We start from the raw sequence: 1,215 nt of genomic DNA, 5'->3' as shown, positions 1-1,215 counted from the left end.
AAGTAGCGCTGTTAAGATGTCTTTGGTATAGATTGGGTTTTGTTCTAATAAACGCAGAAAGCGAGGGATGGCTTCGAGGTAATCGTCCTCTCTCATCGTTTTAACAGACTTGATAGATGAGCTTACTAAACTATCCCAAAACCAACTATTCGGTGCGATACTTAGGCTTTCTAGCTGACTACTTACTCTTTCCTCATCGCTATTATGTAAAAAGTTACGAATGAATTTTTTGGAAGGGTCTGCTGATAGTAGTTCAGGATGATCAGTTAACGTCGTTAGCCATTTTTTAGGACGTGTGGTGGTTTGAAATAAAGAGGAACGGTTGGTACTTAATATATTTTTGAGATCAAGCCAGTTGTTAGGACGTTTATTGATCTCCTCTTGCTCTACCGCAAAATAACTATAAAGCAAAGGAAAATAAACGGCCTTAAGCAATTCAGGCTGCATGTTGTTAAACTGCTTAACTAGCTTACCGCCCACAAAAGTAAATAAAATTTTATCTTCATAATGCGGCAGTTTCTTGCTCAGTGACCATGCTAGATTCTTCCAGTCGCGTTTAGTCAGATAGTTTTTAATCGAATTGATAATCTTTTCTTCAATAGGCTGAGCATTTTCCAGATCATCAAACCTACGCTCAATGATATCTAACGTTTTTATCAGCTTCTGCGGTCTAGCAAATTTATTTTGCACTTGAGCAGGTTCAGAGAACCTCTCGACGCTCACGTTTAGTCTTTGTTTTAAATAAGCGATACTCATCACATCTACCTTGGCAACTGACAGCTTTCAACAGAAACGGTATCAAAGGTGGGTTGATCCTCGATATCTTCTTGCTCTTTTAAGCCATAAAACTGCATTCGTAGCTCGACACGTCGTGAGGCTTCTTTACTGTCTTTTGCCGCATTAAACGACACCCCACCCGCTAAAAACAACTGCTTAATTTGACTCTCTTGCGCAGCTGTTAAATTAAGCTCTGGGTTAAATTTTGGGTCGAGCAAACTACACATGACCCATTCTGAACGCCGCAAGCTTAGATTTAGGTTATATAAATATGAGCCGTCCGTATCGGTAAAGCCTTCAATCACGATTTGTTTAAACCATTTTTCGCCATTTTTACTATTAGCGGCATTTAAAACAACAGGGACTAATGCACTTAACGCTTTTATACCTTCTGAACTAAGCCTATAGTCGTTATGACCAAAACGACCCGCTTCACCG

The 1,215-nt window shown here is 39.6% G+C and carries 1 protein-coding gene and 1 pseudogene; both read right to left on the bottom strand.

Going from position 1 to position 1,215, the window contains the following annotated elements; translation table 11 throughout:
- Nucleotides 1-756 (bottom strand): annotated as a pseudogene (locus tag BTV99_RS12440) (hypothetical protein); the annotation flags it as partial.
- A gap of 5 nt (nucleotides 757-761) precedes the next feature.
- Nucleotides 762-1,215: OmpA family protein (locus BTV99_RS12435; RefSeq protein ID WP_178377964.1), on the bottom strand; the 454-nt coding region annotated here is incomplete at its 5' end.

It is taken from the genome of Psychrobacter sp. Rd 27.2 (assembly GCF_001921755.1).
Lineage (GTDB): Bacteria > Pseudomonadota > Gammaproteobacteria > Pseudomonadales > Moraxellaceae > Psychrobacter > Psychrobacter celer.
The sequence above is the reverse complement of the archived record's forward strand: the minus strand, read 5'-3'. Positions and strand labels throughout refer to the sequence as shown.